Annotated in this window: 13 protein-coding genes; 10 read left to right on the forward strand and 3 right to left on the reverse strand. The window is 57.6% G+C overall.

All coding sequences use genetic code 11. The features are described from left to right. Positions 1–214: 214 nt before the first annotated feature. Together KIF87_RS17590 and araC are read right to left on the reverse strand one after the other, a co-directional pair. Positions 215–982, reverse strand: coding sequence for a DedA family protein (locus KIF87_RS17590; protein WP_032660723.1), 768 nt, complete (start codon positions 980–982; stop codon positions 215–217). 128 nt (positions 983–1,110) lie between these two features. Next, positions 1,111–1,956 carry an arabinose operon transcriptional regulator AraC gene (gene araC / locus KIF87_RS17595; RefSeq protein WP_023310373.1) on the reverse strand — a complete coding sequence of 282 codons (846 nt, stop codon included), beginning with the start codon at positions 1,954–1,956 and terminating at the stop codon, positions 1,111–1,113. Positions 1,957–2,293: 337 nt separating this feature from the next. Between araC and araB the strand changes: the two genes are divergently transcribed. From araB to rluA, 6 genes are all read left to right on the forward strand, one after another. Next, on the forward strand, positions 2,294–4,003 hold the full coding sequence (gene araB / locus KIF87_RS17600; RefSeq protein ID WP_213329856.1) for a ribulokinase: 1,710 nt from the start codon (positions 2,294–2,296) through the stop codon (positions 4,001–4,003). Positions 4,004–4,013: 10 nt separating this feature from the next. Beyond that, complete coding sequence (gene araA / locus KIF87_RS17605) at positions 4,014–5,516, forward strand: L-arabinose isomerase (RefSeq protein WP_023310371.1); 1,503 nt, start codon at positions 4,014–4,016, stop codon at positions 5,514–5,516. A 47-nt stretch (positions 5,517–5,563) separates the two neighbouring features. Beyond that, positions 5,564–6,259: an L-ribulose-5-phosphate 4-epimerase gene (araD, locus tag KIF87_RS17610; protein WP_213329858.1), complete on the forward strand. Its 696-nt coding sequence runs from the start codon at positions 5,564–5,566 to the stop codon at positions 6,257–6,259. A gap of 116 nt (positions 6,260–6,375) precedes the next feature. Beyond that, positions 6,376–8,733 (forward strand): DNA polymerase II, encoded by a 2,358-nt coding sequence (gene polB / locus KIF87_RS17615; RefSeq protein WP_213329860.1) that lies wholly within the window; start codon positions 6,376–6,378, stop codon positions 8,731–8,733. A 128-nt stretch (positions 8,734–8,861) separates the two neighbouring features. Then, the gene (gene rapA, locus KIF87_RS17620) at positions 8,862–11,768 is read left to right on the forward strand and encodes an RNA polymerase-associated protein RapA (RefSeq protein WP_213329862.1); all 2,907 of its coding nucleotides are present in this window, start codon (positions 8,862–8,864) and stop codon (positions 11,766–11,768) included. A gap of 12 nt (positions 11,769–11,780) precedes the next feature. Further along, positions 11,781–12,440 carry a bifunctional tRNA pseudouridine(32) synthase/23S rRNA pseudouridine(746) synthase RluA gene (gene rluA, locus KIF87_RS17625; protein ID WP_213329864.1) on the forward strand — a complete coding sequence of 220 codons (660 nt, stop codon included), beginning with the start codon at positions 11,781–11,783 and terminating at the stop codon, positions 12,438–12,440. A 30-nt stretch (positions 12,441–12,470) separates the two neighbouring features. On the opposite strand, the gene djlA is transcribed toward rluA, so the two are convergent. Next, positions 12,471–13,286, reverse strand: a complete 816-nt coding sequence (gene djlA / locus KIF87_RS17630) for a co-chaperone DjlA (protein WP_023310366.1) — start codon at positions 13,284–13,286, stop codon at positions 12,471–12,473. A gap of 239 nt (positions 13,287–13,525) precedes the next feature. Between djlA and lptD the strand changes: the two genes are divergently transcribed. The 4 genes from lptD to rsmA are packed head-to-tail and all read left to right on the forward strand — an operon-like array spanning position 13,526 to position 19,015. Then, positions 13,526–15,871, forward strand: coding sequence for an LPS assembly protein LptD (gene lptD, locus KIF87_RS17635; protein ID WP_213329865.1), 2,346 nt, complete (start codon positions 13,526–13,528; stop codon positions 15,869–15,871). 53 nt (positions 15,872–15,924) lie between these two features. Beyond that, positions 15,925–17,211: a peptidylprolyl isomerase SurA gene (gene surA, locus KIF87_RS17640; protein WP_063143323.1), complete on the forward strand. Its 1,287-nt coding sequence runs from the start codon at positions 15,925–15,927 to the stop codon at positions 17,209–17,211. After that, the gene (gene pdxA / locus KIF87_RS17645; protein WP_213329866.1) at positions 17,211–18,197 is read left to right on the forward strand and encodes a 4-hydroxythreonine-4-phosphate dehydrogenase PdxA; all 987 of its coding nucleotides are present in this window, start codon (positions 17,211–17,213) and stop codon (positions 18,195–18,197) included. The genes surA and pdxA overlap by 1 nt, the downstream gene beginning before the upstream one ends. Then, on the forward strand, positions 18,194–19,015 hold the full coding sequence (rsmA, locus tag KIF87_RS17650; protein WP_023310362.1) for a 16S rRNA (adenine(1518)-N(6)/adenine(1519)-N(6))-dimethyltransferase RsmA: 822 nt from the start codon (positions 18,194–18,196) through the stop codon (positions 19,013–19,015). The genes pdxA and rsmA overlap by 4 nt, the downstream gene beginning before the upstream one ends.

A 19,015-nucleotide genomic window follows, 5' to 3' on the forward strand; every position in this document is an offset into this window, starting at 1 on the left:
ACCTGAAGAAAAAGTCGATCACCATGGGTAAAGGATGTTAAAAAGTGTTCACCATGTCCCCGAACACCTGTCTACCATGTCCCCGGACTGTACACTCCCACGGGGAGAGGGTACAAACATCAAAAACGGCAACTCTGGTTGCCGTTTTGCTTTTACCTTGTGCGGTCTGATGCCCTCGCCCTGACCCTCTCCCACAGGGAGAGGGAAAAAGTCCTTAACGGCTGACCACTTTTAATAAAATCTCGCCGTACACCGGCATCAGCGGGTGACGAATCAGCGCGACCAGGGCTACCACGGCCACACCCAGCGTCAGCGGGGCCAGCCAGAGCAGACGAGTACGCGGGAGGTAGCGCGTCAGGCGATCGATATTCGCTTTCCCACTGCGCCACAGCCGCCAGCAGAGCCATGCCGCCAGCCACAGCAGCACAGCCGTGCCCAGCAGCAGCCATTTAAACTCGCCGCTTTGCATACCGTCAGGAATATCAATCGCAGCACCCGCGAGGATCCCCGGCAGGAAGTAGAACGGTGGCCAGAAGACGCAGCCGATAATGTTCGGCACCACGAATTTCGCGACGGGCAGATCCAGCATCCCCGCCACCATCGGCACCAGCGGACGCGTTGGCCCGACAAAACGGCCGACGAGGATGGTAAACATGCTGTGCTGATGCAGCGCATGCTCGGTTTTATCCAGCAGGGCTTTGTTCTTTTTCATGAACGACCAGCGGTGCAACGGCTTCTTAAAGCGCCAGCCCAGCCAGAAGGAGATCCAGTCGCCCAGCAGGCAGCCGATAATCCCGGCCAGCCACGCCTGCCAGAAATTAACCTCGCCGCTGCCAATCAGCGCCCCAAGCCCTGCCATCATCACGGTGCCGGGCAGGATCAACCCAACCAGGGCCAGCGATTCCAGAAACGCCACCAGCGCCACGGCGATGAGCGAGTACATAACGGACTGGGTAATAAAGTGTTCCAGCAATGCCTGCATAACTATTCCGGTCAGAAAACGAATCAGCGATTCTGCTTAGCGCCCCGCACCGCGTCAAGGCAACAATTGTCTGAATAGTTTACAGGTTGCTTTCTGCATTCACCTGTTTGTTTATCTTTTTTTACCGTTTATTCACATCCTGCGCGGAATTCACTCGGGCTGGCTCCGGTACATTTTTTAAATACCCGGGAGAAATAGAGCTGATCCTCAAAGCCCACGTTGCGCCCCACTGTGGCGATCGGCATCCGGGTGGTGCTGAGCAGCAGCTTCGCCTGGCTGATGCGCTGATCCTCGCGCCAGCTCAATACGCTGACGCCCAGCTGCTGGCGGAACAGATGCGACAGCCGCGACGGCGACAGGCAGACGTGCTGAGCAACGCTGGCAATATCAAACTGGCTATCGGCCAGGTGGTCGCTGATGTACTGGCAGGCGTCGCGCACGCGGTTATCCAGCGGCGGGTTAAGCGACTCGTTAATCGCCTCCATTCGTCGCAGCAGCAGCTGTTCGAGCAGGTTAATCGCCAGCAGTTCAGCGTAGCGCCCACCGGCCTGTCCCGCCTCAATAATCTGCGCAAAAAGCTCGCGAAACTGCGCCAGATGAACCTCATCCGGACGATAAAAACCGGTGTGCGCAAAAATAGCTGGCCAGGAAAGCCACTCCTGCCAGTAGGCGCGCGGACGGAAGTAGACCCACTGGTGATACCACTCTTTGGCATCCGGATGACGGCCATAGTGGTGGATCTCCCCCGGCGGGAACAGCAGGATATCGCCGGGGCGGCAGACAAACTGCTGGTCGCCGTTCTTGATGATCCCTTCCCCCCGCACGGTCAGGTTGAGGATATACCCTTTCATCCCGAGCGGTCGGTCGACGTAAAAGTCGAGATATCCCTCAGCCTCGATAGGGGTCAGTCCCGCCACAAGGTGCGCGTTAAACGAGTATCCCGGCAGCAGGGGATCGTTTTGCGTTTCGGCCATAGATTCAGTTCTCCCAAGGGTCCTGAAGGAAACCAATTGTCCATATCACTAAAAGCAGCTTAAAAATGGCCCGCGAAAAGATCCAAAAAGCATCACGCCGCTTTTACGTCCGCCATGTTTCAGCCTTTCCCCCTGATTTCTCCGCCAGAGCAGGCAGATAACCAGTAACAAAAGTGTCTATAAGTGCGGCAGAAATGTCCACATTGAATATTTGCACGGCGTCACACTTTCCGTTGTAACAGCAATTTAGTCCATAAGATTAGCGGATCCTGCCTGACGACTTTTGTCCCCAGTCTCTAATGTTCTTCCATACCTGTTTTTTCGATGGAGCAACACCATGGCAATTGCGATTGGCCTCGATTTTGGCAGCGATTCAGTTCGCGCGCTGGCAGTGGACTGTACGTCCGGCCAGGAGATAGCAACCAGCGTTGAGTGGTACCCGCGCTGGCAAGAGGGGCGCTACTGTGATGCGCCGAACAACCAGTTCCGCCACCACCCGCGTGACTATATCGAGTCGATGGAAGCGGCGATCAAAACCGTCCTGGCTGAACTGACTGACGCCCAGCGGGCTGAGATTGTCGGCATCGGCGTCGACAGCACCGGCTCCACGCCAGCCCCCGTGGATGCCGAAGGCCGCGTGCTGGCGCTGCGCCCGGAGTTCGCCGACAACCCGAACGCCATGTTCGTGCTGTGGAAAGACCATACCGCCGTGGAAGAGGCTGAAGCCATTACGCACCTGTGCCATCAGCCGGGCAAAACAGACTACTCGCGCTACATCGGCGGGATTTATTCCAGCGAATGGTTCTGGGCCAAGATCCTCCACGTCACCCGTGCCGACGCCGCCGTCGCACAGGCTGCGGCGTCATGGGTTGAGCTGTGCGACTGGGTGCCTGCCCTGCTCTCCGGCACCACGCGCCCGCAGGATATCCGCCGCGGTCGCTGCAGCGCCGGGCATAAATCCCTGTGGCATGAAAGCTGGGGCGGCCTGCCTCCGGCCGCGTTCTTCGATGAGCTCGACCCGATCCTCAACAAGAGCCTGACGTACCCGCTGTTTACCGACACCTTCACTGCCGATATTCCGGTCGGCACCCTCTGCGAAGAGTGGGCAAAACGCCTGGGGCTTCCGCAAAACGTGGCCATCTCAGGCGGCGCCTTTGACTGCCATATGGGCGCCGTGGGCGCGGGCGCGCAGCCAAACACGCTGGTCAAAGTTATCGGCACCTCCACCTGCGACATCCTGACGGCGGATAAAGCCACCGTCGGCGACCGCGCGGTGAAAGGCATCTGCGGCCAGGTGGACGGCAGCGTGGTGCCGGACTTCATCGGCCTCGAAGCCGGTCAGTCCGCGTTTGGCGATATCTACGCCTGGTTTGGTCGCGTGCTCGGCTGGCCGCTGGATCGGCTGGCGGCGGCGCATCCTGAACTGAAAACCCAGATCGCCGAGAGCAAAAAGCAGCTTCTGCCACAGCTCACCGAAGCCTGGGCAAAAAATCCGTCTCTCGAACACCTGCCGGTGGTGCTGGACTGGTTTAACGGGCGCCGCACGCCGTTTGCCAACCAGCGTCTGAAAGGGGCGATCGCCGATCTCAACCTGGCGACCGACGCGCCTGCGCTGTTCGGCGGTCTGATTGCCGCAACGGCCTTCGGTGCCCGCGCCATTATGGAGTGCTTCACCGAGCAGGGCATCGACGTGAACAACGTGATGGCGCTGGGCGGCATCGCCCGTAAAAACCCGGTGATCATGCAGGCCTGCTGCGACGTGCTGAACCGTCCGCTGCAGATTGTGGCCTCCGATCAGTGCTGCGCGCTGGGCGCGGCGATTTTCGCCGCCGTGGCGGCAGGCGTTCACGCCGACATTCCGACCGCGCAGCAGCATATGGCGAGCGCCGTCGAAAACACGCTTCAGCCGCGCGCCCAGCAGGCACAACGCTTTGAACAGCTTTATCAGCGCTACCAGCAATGGGCAAAAAGCGCCGAACTTCACTATCTCCCTGTCGCCGCCCCAGCCAAAAGCACCGCGGACACTACGGCAACCCTGACCCATTAAGGACACGATGATGACCATTTTTAATAATTATGAAGTGTGGTTTGTGATTGGCAGCCAGCATCTGTACGGACCGGAAGCGCTGCAGCAGGTGACGAAACACGCGGAGCACGTCGTTAACGCGCTGAACGCGGAAGCTAAACTGCCGTGCAAACTGGTGCTAAAACCGCTGGGCACCACGCCTGACGAAATTACCCACATCTGCCGCGACGCCAACTACGACGATAAATGCGCCGGTCTGGTGGTGTGGCTGCACACCTTCTCGCCAGCAAAAATGTGGATCAACGGTCTGTCTATCCTCAACAAACCGCTGCTGCAGTTCCATACCCAGTTCAACGCCTCCCTGCCGTGGGACAGCATCGACATGGACTTTATGAACCTGAACCAGACCGCGCACGGCGGCCGCGAGTTCGGCTTTATCGGCGCGCGTATGCGTCAGCAGCACGCGGTGGTCACCGGCCACTGGCAGGATGGCAAGGCGCAACAACGTATCGGCTCATGGATGCGCCAGGCGGTCTCTAAGCAGGACACCCGCCACCTGAAAGTGGTGCGTTTCGGCGACAACATGCGTGAAGTGGCGGTCACCGACGGCGACAAAGTGGCCGCGCAGATCAAGTTCGGCTTCTCCGTGAATACCTGGGCCGTGGGCGACCTGGTGCAGGTGGTGAATGAAATCAGCGACGGCGACGTGAGCGCGCTGGTGGACGAGTACGAAAGCAGCTACCGCCTGACTCCTGCGGCACAAATCAACGGCGACAAGCGCCAGAACGTGCTGGACGCGGCGCGCATCGAGCTGGGCATGAAGCGCTTCCTGGAACAGGGCGGCTTCCACGCCTTTACCACCACCTTTGAAGACCTCCACGGCCTGAAACAGCTGCCGGGCCTGGCGGTACAGCGTCTGATGCAGCAGGGCTATGGCTTTGCGGGCGAGGGCGACTGGAAAACTGCCGCTCTGCTTCGCATCATGAAGGTGATGTCGACCGGTCTGCAGGGCGGCACCTCCTTTATGGAGGACTACACCTACCACTTCGAAAACGGCAATGACCTGGTGCTCGGCTCCCACATGCTGGAAGTGTGTCCGACAATCGCCGTCGAAGAGAAACCGATCCTCGACGTGCAGTATCTCGGCATCGGCGGTAAAGCCGATCCGGCGCGGCTGATCTTCAACACCCGTACGGGCCCGGCCATCAACGCCAGCCTGATCGACCTGGGCGATCGTTTCCGCCTGCTGGTGAACTGCGTCGATGCGGTTGAAACGCCGCACTCCCTGCCGAAACTGCCGGTCGCCAACGCCCTGTGGAAAGCGCAGCCTGACCTGCCAACCGCCTCAGAGGCCTGGATCCTGGCCGGCGGCGCGCACCATACGGTGTTCAGCCACGCGCTGGATCTCAACGACATGCGTCAGTTCGCCGAGCTGCACGACATCGAACTGACCGTGATTGATAACGACACGCGCCTGCCCGCCTTCAAAGACGCGCTGCGCTGGAACGAAGTCTATTACGGTTCAAAACGCTAAGTACGGAATGCCCGGTGACGCTACGCTCACCGGGCAGGGAGATAACGATGTTAGAAGATCTCAAACGTCAGGTGCTCGAAGCCAACCTGGCGCTGCCGAAACATAATCTGGTGACCCTGACCTGGGGCAACGTCAGCGCCGTTGACCGGGAAAAAGGCGTGTTCGTGATTAAGCCTTCCGGCGTGGATTACACGGTGATGAACGCAGACGATATGGTCGTTGTCAGCCTCGAGACCGGCGAAGTGGTGGAAGGCAACAAAAAACCCTCCTCCGATACCCCGACTCACCGACTGCTATACCGCTCATTCCCGACCATCGGCGGCATTGTGCATACCCATTCGCGCCACGCCACCATCTGGGCGCAGGCGGGCCAGTCCATCCCGGCGACCGGCACCACCCACGCGGACTACTTTTACGGCACCATTCCCTGCACGCGTCTGATGACCGATGCGGAGATTAACGGTGAGTACGAGTGGGAAACGGGTAACGTGATTGTTGAAACCTTTGAAAAACACGGGATCGACGCGGCGCAAATGCCCGGCGTGCTGGTCCATTCCCACGGCCCGTTCGCCTGGGGGAAAAACGCAGAAGACGCGGTGCATAACGCCATCGTGCTGGAAGAGGTCGCCTATATGGGGATCTTCTGCCGACAGCTGACGCCGCAGCTGCCGGACATGCAGCAAACCCTGCTGGATAAGCATTACCTGCGCAAGCACGGCGCGAAGGCGTATTACGGGCAGTAGCCTGTAGGCCGGATAAGCGCAGCGCCATCCGGCAAAACAGGCACTGTATAAAACCCCAGCAAACCCACCTTAACCAGGCTATAATCAGGCCTGGTTTTGTTTTATGGGATAACGGCGTGGCGCAGGCGCAAGAAGGTTTTTTACTGACCCGACACTGGCGGGATACCCCTCAGGGCACCGAGGTCGCGTTCTGGCTGGCGACGGACAACGGCCCGCTGCACGTTACGCTGCCCCCGCAGGAATCCGTGGCCTTTATTCCTGAAGCCCACGTCGAGAAGGTGAAGCAGCTGCTGCGCGGCGAAAACGGCTGGCGCATCACCCCGCTTGAACTGAAAGATTTCCACCGCCAGCCGGTTTACGGCCTCTACTGCCGCGCCCATCGACAGCTGATGCGCTATGAAAAACTGCTCCGCGAGGCGGGCGTGACGCTCTACGAAGCGGATATCCGCCCACCGGAACGCTTTCTGATGGAGCGGTTCATCACCGCCCCCGTCTGGGTGGATGGCATCGAACAAAACGGCGGCGTCGTTAACGCGCGCCTGAAGCCTAACCCACACTATCGCCCACCGCTGAAGTGGGTATCGCTGGATATCGAAACCACCCGCCACGGCGAGCTGTACTGCATTGGCCTGGAAGGCTGCGGCGATCGGGTCGTCTACATGCTTGGGCCGCCGAATGGTGATGCTACCGCGCTGGATTTCCGGCTTGAGTACGTCAACAGCCGCCCACAGCTGCTGGAGAAGCTTAACCAGTGGTTTGCCGACTACAATCCCGATGTTCTGATCGGCTGGAACGTGGTGCAATTCGACCTGCGCGTGCTGCAAAAGCACGCCGAGCGCTACCGCATCCCGCTGATGCTGGGGCGCGGAAACAGCGAGCTGGAATGGCGCGAACACGGTTTTAAGAACGGCGTTTTCTTTGCGCAGGCTAACGGTCGCCTGATTATCGACGGCATAGAGGCGCTAAAATCCGCCTTCTGGAACTTCTCTTCATTCTCCCTCGAAGCCGTCGCGCAGGAGCTGCTTGGCGAAGGCAAATCCATCGACAATCCATGGGACAGAATGGACGAGATCGACCGGCGCTTTAACGAAGATAAACCCGCGCTCGCCACCTATAACCTGAAAGACTGCGAGCTGGTCACGCAGATATTCCACAAAACCGAGATCATGCCGTTCTTGCTGGAGCGCGCGACGGTGAACGGACTGGCTGTCGACAGGCACGGCGGTTCGGTAGCCGCGTTCGGCCATCTTTATATTCCCCGCATGCACCGCGTGGGATATGTCGCCCCCAACCTTGGGGACGTGCCGCCGCAGGCCAGCCCCGGCGGCTACGTCATGGACTCCCGACCAGGATTGTATGACTCCGTTCTGGTCCTGGATTACAAAAGCCTGTACCCGTCGATTATCCGCACCTTCCTGATCGATCCCGTCGGGCTGGTTGAGGGTATGGCCCAGCCGGATGATGAGCACAGCACCGAAGGCTTCCTCGGCGCACGCTTCTCGCGACAAAAACACTGCCTGCCTGAAATCGTGGGAAACATCTGGAACGGCCGCGACGAGGCCAAGCGCCACGGTAACAAACCCCTTTCTCAGGCGCTGAAAATCATCATGAACGCCTTTTACGGCGTGCTGGGCACCAGCGCCTGCCGCTTCTTTGACCCGCGTCTGGCCTCCTCGATCACCATGCGCGGGCACGAGATTATGCGCCAGACTAAAGCGCTGATTGAATCCCGGGGCTATGACGTCATCTACGGCGACACGGACTCCACCTTTGTGTGGCTTAAGGGCACGCATTCAGAAGACGACGCCGCGCAAATCGGCAAAGCGCTGGTCGCCTTCGTGAACGACTGGTGGCAGGAACATTTGCAGAAAGAGCGGTTAACCAGCGCGCTGGAGCTGGAATTTGAAACCCATTTCGCCCGCTTTTTAATGCCCACCATTCGCGGTACCGATCAGGGCAGCAAGAAGCGCTATGCCGGGCTGATTCAGGAAGGCGATGCGCAGAGGATGGTTTTTAAAGGGCTGGAAACGGTGCGTACCGACTGGACGCCGCTGGCGCAGCAGTTCCAGCAGACGCTCTATCTGCGGGTGTTCCGCAATGAGCCATATCAGGACTACGTGCGTGAGACGATAGCCAGCCTGATGGCGGGCGAACTTGACGCGCAGCTGGTGTACCGCAAGCGCCTGCGCCGCCCGCTGGCGGAGTACCAGCGTAACGTTCCTCCTCACGTACGCGCCGCGCGTCTGGCGGATGAAGAAAACGTACGCCGTGGCCGCGCGCCGCAGTATCAAAACCGGGGAACCATCAAATACGTCTGGACCACTAGCGGCCCGGAACCCGTGGATTATCAGCATTCTCCTCTGGATTACGAACACTATCTGACGCGTCAGCTTCAGCCGGTTGCCGACGGAATTTTGCCCTTCATCGACGATGATTTTGCTACACTAGCGACAGGGCAACTTGGCCTATTTTGACGCGTGACGAAATGGCTGCCATCCAGTACCATAGCGCCCTTTCCATTCCCGGACCCATTTTTCGATGACCGTCTTTTTTGACGGGGGTCGAACTATTGCCTGCAATTAAAGATTAGAGCCGAACAACTATGCCTTTTACACTTGGTCAACGCTGGATCAGCGATACAGAAAGCGAACTTGGATTAGGAACCGTCGTAGCAATCGATACGCGTATGGTTACCCTCCTCTTCCCAGCCACCGGTGAAAACCGTCTGTACGCTCGCAATGACTCCCCTGTAACCCGCGTGATGTTTAATCCGGGTGACACCGTGACCAGCCATGACGGCTGGCAGCTCAAGATTGAAGACGTAAAAGAAGAGAATGGACTGCTCGCCTACATCGGGACTCGCCTGGACACCGACGAGGCCAATGTCATCCTGCGTGAAGTGCTGCTCGACAGCAAGCTGGTGTTCAGTAAGCCGCAGGACCGCCTGTTTGCCGGGCAAATCGACCGTATGGATCGCTTCTCCCTGCGCTATCGCGCGCGTAAGTTCCAGAGTGAACAGTACCGCATGCCGTGGAGCGGCCTGCGCGGCCAGCGCACCAGCCTGATCCCCCACCAGCTGAACATCGCCCATGACGTGGGCCGTCGCCACGCGCCGCGCGTGCTGCTGGCAGATGAAGTGGGTCTGGGTAAAACCATCGAAGCGGGCATGATCCTGCACCAGCAGCTGCTTTCCGGCGCTGCCGAACGCGTGCTGATTGTGGTGCCAGAAACCCTGCAGCACCAGTGGCTGGTTGAGATGCTGCGCCGCTTTAACCTGCGTTTCTCCCTGTTCGATGACGAACGCTATGCCGAAGCGCAGCACGACGCCGACAACCCGTTTGAAACCGAACAGCTGGTCATTTGCTCCCTGGACTTCGTGCGCCGCAGCAAGCAGCGCCTTGAGCACCTGTGCGATGCCGAGTGGGACATTATGGTCGTTGACGAAGCGCACCATCTGGTCTGGAGCGAAGACGCGCCGAGCCGCGAATACATGGCTATCGAGCAGCTTGCCGAGCGCGTGCCTGGCGTTCTGCTGCTGACCGCAACGCCGGAGCAGCTGGGCCTGGAAAGCCACTTCGCCCGCTTGCGCCTGCTCGATCCAAACCGTTTCCACGACTTTGAGCAGTTCGTGGAGGAACAGAATAACTACCGTCCGGTCGCGGATGCCGTCGCTATGCTGCTGGCGGGCAAGCGTCTTTCAAATGACGAACTCAACACCCTGAGCGATCTGATTGGCGAGCAGGACATCGAGCCGCTTTTGCAGGCTGCGAACAGCGAGAGCGACAACGCGGAATCCGCGCGTAAAGAGCTGATCGACATGCTGATGGACCGCCACGGCACCAGCCGCGTGCTGTTCCGAAACACCCGTAACGGCGTCAAAGGCTTCCCGAAACGCGAGCTGCACACCATCAAGCTGCCGCTGCCGACGCAGTATCAGACGGCGATTAAAGTCTCCGGCATTATGGGTGCGCGCAAAACCCAGGAAGAGCGCGCCCGCGACATGCTTTATCCGGAACAAATCTACCAGGAATTTGAAGGCGATACCGGCACCTGGTGGAACTTCGATCCGCGCGTGGAGTGGCTGATGGGCTACCTGACCGCGCACCGCTCCCAGAAAGTGCTGGTGATCTGCGCCAAAGCGGCCACCGCGCTGCAGCTGGAGCAGGTCCTGCGCGAGCGCGAAGGTATTCGTGCCGCCGTGTTCCACGAAGGCATGTCCATCGTCGAGCGCGACCGCGCCGCGGCGTGGTTCGGGGAAGAGGACAGCGGCGCACAGGTTCTGCTGTGCTCGGAAATTGGCTCTGAAGGCCGTAACTTCCAGTTCGCCAGCAACCTGGTGATGTTCGATCTGCCGTTTAACCCGGATCTGCTGGAGCAGCGTATCGGCCGTCTGGATCGTATCGGTCAGGCGCATGATATTCAGATCCACGTTCCTTACCTGGAAAAAACCGCCCAGTCCGTGCTGGTGCGCTGGTTCCACGAAGGTCTGGACGCGTTTGAACACACCTGCCCGACGGGCCGCACCATTTACGATCGGGTGCATGGCGATCTGATCGGCTACCTGGCCGCACCGGAAAACGTGGAAGGGTTTGATGAGCTGATCAAGTCCTGCCGTGAGAAGCACGATGCGCTGAAGGCGCAGCTGGAGCAGGGCCGCGACCGCCTGCTGGAGATCCACTCCAACGGCGGTGAAAAAGCGCAGGCGCTTGCCGACAGCATTGAAGAACAAGATGATGACACCAGTCTGATCGGCTTCTCCATGAACCTGTTCGACATCGTCGGCATCAACCAGGACGACCGTGGCGAGAACCTGATTGTCCTGACCCCGTCCGATCACATGCTGGTTCCGGATTTCCCGGGACTGCCGGAAGATGGCTGTACCATCACCTTTGAGCGTGATGTGGCGCTGTCCCGCGAAGATGCCCAGTTTATCACCTGGGAACACCCGCTGATCCGCAACGGTCTGGACTTGATCCTGTCCGGCGATACCGGCAGCAGCACCATCTCCCTGTTGAAAAACAAGGCGCTGCCGGTGGGCACCCTGCTGGTGGAGCTGATCTACGTTGTGGAAGCGCAGGCGCCGAAACAGCTGCAGCTCACCCGCTTCCTGCCGCCAACGCCCGTCCGCCTGCTGCTGGACAAAAACGGCACGAACCTGGCGGGACAGGTTGAATTCGAGAGTTTCAACCGACAGCTGAGCGCGGTAAACCGCCATACGGGCAGCAAGCTGGTGAACGCGGTACAGCAGGACGTGCACGCTATTCTGCAACTGGGTGAAACCCAGATTGAAAAAGCGGCCAGAGCGCTGATTGACGCCGCGCGCAGCGAAGCCGACGACAAACTGTCTGCGGAGCTATCCCGTCTGGAAGCGTTAAAAGCCGTTAACCCGAACATCCGTGACGACGAGCTAGCGGCGATTGAAAGCAACCGTCAGCAGGTGCTGGAAAGCCTGAATCAGGCGAGCTGGCGTCTGGATGCCCTGCGTCTTATCGTTGTGACGCATCAGTAAACGGAGCGCAAAATGGTGATAGAGCCTTACAATCCGCCGCAGGATCCCTGGCTGGTCATTCTGTATCAGGATGAACACATTATGGTGGTCAACAAGCCCAGCGGCCTGTTGTCCGTGCCGGGGCGTCTGGACGAACACAAAGACAGCGTGATGACGCGCATTCAGCGCGATTATCCGCAGGCGGAGTCCGTCCATCGCCTTGATATGGCCACCAGCGGCGTGATTGTGGTGGCGCTGAATAAAGCCGCGGAACGCGAATTAAAGCGCCAGTTCCGCGAGCGCGAGCCGAAAAAGCAGTATATCGCCCGCGTCTGGGGCCACCCCGCGCAGGCGGAAGGGCTGGTGGATTTACCGCTGATCTGCGACTGGCCGAACCGGCCAAAGCAGAAGGTGTGTTATGAAACCGGCAAGGCCGCGCAGACCGAGTATGAAGTGCTGGAGTACGCGCCGGATAATACCGCGCGCGTCCTGCTTAAGCCGATTACCGGACGTTCACACCAGCTGCGCGTGCATATGCTCGCCCTGGGTCATCCGATTCTGGGCGACCGCTTCTACGCGCCGCCTGAAGCGCTGGCCTTAGCGCCACGTCTGCAGCTGCACGCGCAGACGCTCACCATCACTCATCCGGCCTTCGGTAACGCGATGACGTTTAAAGCCCCGGTGGACTTCTAAAAAAAAAGCCCGACACCGTCGGGCTTTTTCTTATTTGAAACCTTTCTTCTCTTTGATGAGCTCGTACGCCTTCTGGATTTCCTGCGCTTTTTGCTTCGCCATCTCCATCATTTCTGGCGGTAGGCCTTTCGCGACCAGTTTGTCCGGATGATGCTCGCTCATGAGCTTACGATAGGCACGTTTAATCGTGGTCTGATCGTCAGAGGGCTTTACGCCAAGCACGTTGCAGGCATCTTCCAGCGTCGGACCACGCTGCGCCTGCTGCCAGGCTCCGCCGGACGACTGCTGGTGATAGCCGCCGCCAAACTGCGCCCCGCCCTGCATCATGCGCAGGAACTGGTCGAACTGCATGCGGGAGATGCCCAGCTCTTCCGCAATGACGTACAGCACATCACGTTCATTAGGGTGAAGCGAACCGTCGGCGAAGGCCGCCTGGATTTGAATTTCCAGAAACATCCGAATTAAATCAAAACGTCCAAAACAGATGCTGCGGAACTGACGCATTTTCTCGCGAAGCGGATAATTATCCGATTTACCGATGCGAAACGCATTTTGCGCTGCCAGACGGGAGTCGCCGTGCAGGTTCATGCGATCCATAAAGACGCTGGCAATCTGAATGTCGGCTTCTGTGACACGCCCTTTGGATTTGGTTAAGTGCCCCATCACCTCAAAGGTGGTGGAGAAAAAGAGTGACTGACGCTCGCGCTGATTGGCAAACCAGGCCATTTTGCGGCTGCGCGCCTTATCAAACATATGGCCGATAATAAGCCCAAGCACAATCCCCCAGAACCCGGCACCCATGATGATGGCGAACGCAACGCCGATTATTTTACCCCAATACTGCATATACTCCCCGGATAGTCATATTCCTGGCCGACGCAACGTCATCATCACTGTGTTCAAGTCACGGTCAATTGAAGGACATCGCCTATAATTTGCTTTATCATACTCGTCATTCGATAGCGAGCCTAACACTCTGGCACGCAAACGGGCAGGATTAACGCTGGTACTGCGCAGATGAGTAAGATAGTCTCTGAGCGTTTGTAAGCCGTAGCCACTGATGACGGAACAATAAAATACAACGTATGAAAAAACGTATCCCCACCCTCCTGGCCACAATGATTGGCACCGCCCTGTACAGTCAACAGGGGCTGGCGGCCGATCTCGCCTCGCAGTGTATGCTTGGCGTCCCAAGTTATAATCGCCCACTGGTGAGTGGCGATACAAATAGCTTGCCGGTAACCATTACTGCCGACAGTTCGAAAGGGACTTACCCTGACAATGCCACGTTTACGGGCAATGTTGATATTAACCAGGGTAATAGCCGCCTGCAGGCAGATGAAGTGCAGTTGCACCAGAAGCAGCCGGAAGGTGCGGCCGAGCCGGTACGAACGGTGGATGCGCTGGGTAATGTGCACTACGACGACAATCAGGTCATCCTGAAAGGTCCGAAAGCCTGGTCAAACCTGAATACGAAAGATACTAACGTCTGGGAAGGTGATTACCAGATGGTGGGTCGCCAGGGGCGCGGTGACGCGGACCTGATGAAACAGCGCGGTGAAAACCGCTATACGATCCTGGAAAACGGTACGTTCACGTCATGTCTGCCGGGTTCGAATACCTGGAGCGTGGTCGGGAGCGAGGTTATCCATGACCGCGAAGAACAGGTCGCAGAGATCTGGAACGCCCGCTTCAAGCTGGGTCCGGTGCCGATATTTTACAGCCCTTATCTGCAGCTTCCCGTGGGTGACAAACGTCGCTCCGGTTTCCTGATCCCGAATGCCAAATACAGCACCACGAACTACTTTGAGTTCCAACTGCCGTATTACTGGAACATCGCGCCAAACATGGATGCGACGATCACGCCGCACTATATCCACAAGCGCGGCAACATCATGTGGGAGAACGAGTTCCGCTATCTGACCCACGCCGGTGCGGGTCTGATGGAGCTGGATTATCTGCCGTCGGATAAAGTCTTCCAGGACGAGCATCCGACTGAAGGCGACAAGCACCGCTGGATGTATTTCTGGCAGCATTCTGGGGTGATGGATCAGGTCTGGCGTTTCAACGTCAACTACACCAAGGTCAGTGACCCGAACTACTTCAACGATTTCTCGTCAAAATACGGTTCAAGCACCGACGGTTACGCCACACAGATCTTCAGCGTTGGCTATGCGGTGCAGAACTTCGATGCGACGGTAACCAACAAGCAGTTCCAGGTGTTCTCCAGCCAGACCGCGAGTACCTATGGTGCCGAGCCGCAGCTGGACGTTAACTGGTACCAGAATGACGTGGGTCCGTTCGACACCCGTATTTATGGTCAGGCGGTGCATTTTGTAAACACCAATTCCAGTATGCCGGAAGCCACCCGAGTTCACCTGGAGCCCGTCATCAACTTGCCATGGTCGAATGACTGGGCAAGCCTGAACACGGAAGCCAAGCTGATGGCGACACACTATCAGCAAAAAAATATTGATGATTACAATACCAGCAATAACGCCCATCTTGAGGAATCCGTAAACCGTACGCTTCCGCAGTTCAAAATGGACGGTAAGCTGATCTTCGAACGCAATATGGAACTTCTGGCGGATGGCTATACCCAGACGCTTGAGCCACGTATGCAGTACCTGTACGTGCCTTATCGCGACCAGAGCAACATCAATAACTACGACTCCTCGTTACTGCAATCTGACTACAGCGGCCTGTTCCGCGACCGTACCTACGGTGGTCTTGACCGCATCGCCTCAGCGAACCAGTTAACGACCGGGGTCACATCGCGCGTTTATGATGACGCTGCCGTTGAACGTTTTAACGTTTCTGTTGGTCAAATCTACTATTTCACCGAGTCTCGCACGGGCGATGACAATATTAAGTGGGAGAAAGATAACAAGACAGGTTCGCTGATTTGGGCTGGTGATACCTACTGGCGCATGACCGATCGTTGGGGTCTGCGCGGTGGCGTGCAATATGACACCCGTCTCGACAATATCGCCAACAGTACGGCGTCCATTGAGTATCGTCGGGATGAAGATCGTATGTTGCAGTTGACCTATCGTTATGCCAGCCCGGAATATATTCAGGCGACGTTACCAAACTATGGTACTGCAGAGCAGTATAAAGACGGTATTTCGCAGGTGGGTGGCGCAGCGAGTTGGCCAATCGCCGACCGCTGGTCAATCGTAGGCGCGTACTACTTCGACACTAACGCCAATAAAGCTGCTGACCAGATGGTAGGTCTGCAATATAACTCCTGCTGTTACGCGCTGCGTGTCGGTTACGAACGTAAGCTTAACGGCTGGGAAAACAATCAGAGCAAATACGATAACGTGATTGGCTTTAACTTCGAGTTACGTGGCCTGAGTTCCAACTACGGTCTGGGTACGCAGAAAATGCTGCGCTCGAATATTCTGCCGTACAGTAGCGCCTTGTAATGTGCTTGATTTGCAACGTAATCCGCTTTGCGGTTAATTGAAATGGAAAAAGTATGAAGAACTGGAAAACGCTGCTGCTCGGTGTCGCTATGGTTGCGAATACCAGCTTCGCGGCCCCCCAGGTTGTTGATAAAGTCGCTGCTGTGGTTAACAACGGCGTCGTGCTTGAAAGTGACGTTGACGGTCTGATGAAATCGGTGAAGCTCAATTCGGGCGAAGCCGGTCAACAGCTTCCGGATGACGCCACGCTGCGCCACCAGATCCTGGAGCGTCTGATCATGGATCAGATCGTTCTGCAGATGGGGCAGAAAATGGGTGTGAAGGTCACTGACGAGCAGCTCGATCAGGCGATCGCTAACATCGCGAAGCAGAACAATATGTCTTTAGACCAGATGCGCAGCCGTCTGGCCTATGACGGCATCAGCTACGCCACCTACCGTAACCAGATCCGTAAAGAGATGCTGATTTCGGAAGTGCGTAACAACGAAGTGCGTCGCCGCGTCACGATCCTGCCTCAGGAAGTGGACGCGCTGGCTAAACAGGTGGGTAACCAGAACGATGCGAGCACAGAGCTGAACCTGAGCCACATTCTGATCCCACTGCCAGAGAACCCAACGTCAGATCAGGCTGCGGAAGCAGAAAGCCAGGCGCGTTCTATCGTTGAACAGGCGCGTAACGGCGGCGACTTTGGCAAGCTGGCAATCACCTACTCCGCTGACCAACAGGCGCTGAAAGGCGGCCAGATGGGCTGGGGACGTATTCAGGAGCTGCCATCCATCTTTGCCCAGGCGCTGAGCACGGCGAAGAAAGGGGATATCGTCGGTCCTATCCGTTCAGGCGTGGGCTTCCACATTCTGAAGGTGAACGATCTGCGCGGCCAGAGCCAAAATATCTCCGTCACCGAAGTTCACGCTCGCCACATTCTTCTGAAACCGTCACCGATCATGACTGACGATCAGGCGCGTGCGAAGCTGGAACAGATCGCAGCAGACATTAAGAGCGGCAAAACCTCGTTTGCGAAGGCAGCAAAAGAGTTCTCTCAGGATCCAGGCTCTGCTAACCAGGGCGGCGATCTGGGCTGGGCGGCTGCGGATATTTACGATCCTGCCTTCCGTGACGCCTTGATGAAGCTGAACAAAGGCCAGATCAGCACGCCGGTCCACTCTTCGTTTGGCTGGCATCTGATCGAGCTGATGGACACCCGTAACGTTGATAAAACGGATGCGGCACAGAAAGACAGAGCCTATCGTATGCTGTTTAACCGTAAGTTCTCTGAAGAAGCAGCAACCTGGATGCAGGAACAACGCGCCAGTGCTTACGTGAAAGTTCTGAGTAACTAATGAAACAGCATCGTGTTGTTATCACGCCCGGCGAACCCGCCGGGATTGGGCCTGACCTCGTTGTCCAGCTCGCCCAGCGCAGCTGGCCGGTAGAACTGGTTGTCTGCGCCGATGCAACACTGTTACAAGACCGGGCAACGCTGCTCGGTCTGCCTTTAACGCTCATCCCCTACGTTGAAGGCCAACAGCCTGCACCGCAGCAAGCCGGTACGCTCACCCTTCTTTCAGTTCCCCTTCGTACGCCGGTCATCCCGGGCCAGCTCAGCACGGAAAACGGTCATTATGTCGTTGAAACCCTTGCGCGCGCCTGCGACGGTTGCCTGAAGGGCGAATTTGCCGCCCTGATTACCGGCCCCGTCCACAAAGGCGTCATCAACGAAGCGGGCATACCGTTTACCGGGCATACGGAGTTCTTCGAAGAGCGCTCGCACAGCCCGAAAGTGGTGATGATGCTGGCGACGGAGGAGATGCGCGTTGCGCTGGTGACAACCCATCTGCCGATCAAAGCCATTCCTGATGCGATCACCCCTGAACTCCTGCGCGAGATCATCGGGATTTTGCACCACGATCTGCAGACAAAATTCGGGATTCCGCAGCCGCACGTGCTGGTCTGCGGCCTGAATCCGCACGCCGGAGAAGGCGGGCACATGGGCACCGAAGAGATCGACACCATTATTCCGGTGCTCAATGAAATGCGGGCGACAGGGATGAATCTCAGCGGGCCGCTGCCTGCGGATACCCTTTTCCAGCCGAAATACCTGGATAATGCCGACGCCGTGCTCGCGATGTACCACGATCAGGGCCTGCCCGTGCTAAAATACCAGGGCTTTGGCCGCGGGGTGAATATCACCCTCGGTTTACCCTTTATTCGAACGTCCGTTGACCACGGTACTGCGCTGGATCTGGCAGGCCAGGGGAAAGCGGATGTCGGCAGTTTTATTACGGCGCTTAATCTCGCCATCAAAATGATTGTTAATACTCAATGACTAATCGAGTCCATCAGGGCCACTTAGCCCGTAAACGTTTCGGGCAAAACTTCCTTAACGATCAGTTCGTGATCGAAAGCATTGTCTCGGCTATTAATCCGCAAAAAGGTCAGGCGATGGTCGAAATCGGCCCGGGCCTTGCCGCGCTGACCGAGCCGGTAGGCGAACGCCTCGACGAGCTGACCGTCATCGAACTGGACCGCGATCTGGCCGCACGCCTGCAAACGCACCCGTTCCTCGGGCCGAAGCTGACCATCTATCAGCAGGACGCCATGACCATGAACTTTGGCGAGCTGTCGGAAAAAATGGGCCAGCCGCTGCGCGTCTTCGGCAACCTGCCGTACAACATCTCCACGCCGCTCATGTTCCACCTCTTTAGCTATACTGATGCCATTGCCGACATGCACTTCATGTTGCAAAAAGAGGTTGTTAACCGTCTGGTTGCAGGCCCGAACAGTAAAGCGTATGGTCGTTTAAGCGTGATGGCACAATATTACTGCAACGTGATCCCGGTACTCGAAGTACCGCCGTCAGCGTTCACACCACCACCGAAAGTGGATTCAGCGGTTGTGCGCCTTGTGCCGCACAAAACGAAACCGTATCCGGTTAAAGATCTGCGCGTACTGAGCCGCATTACCACAGAAGCCTTTAACCAGCGCCGTAAAACGATCCGTAACAGCCTGAGCAATTCGTTTACCGTTGAGGTATTAGCCGAGCTGGGGATCGACCCGGCAATGCGTGCGGAGAACATTTCCGTAGAGCAGTACTGCAAGCTGGCTAATTACATCAGCGATAATGCGCCGCCGAAGGAGAGTTAA

It is taken from the genome of Enterobacter sp. 120016 (genome assembly GCF_018383635.1).
GTDB classification, from domain to species: Bacteria; Pseudomonadota; Gammaproteobacteria; order Enterobacterales; family Enterobacteriaceae; genus Enterobacter; species Enterobacter asburiae_D.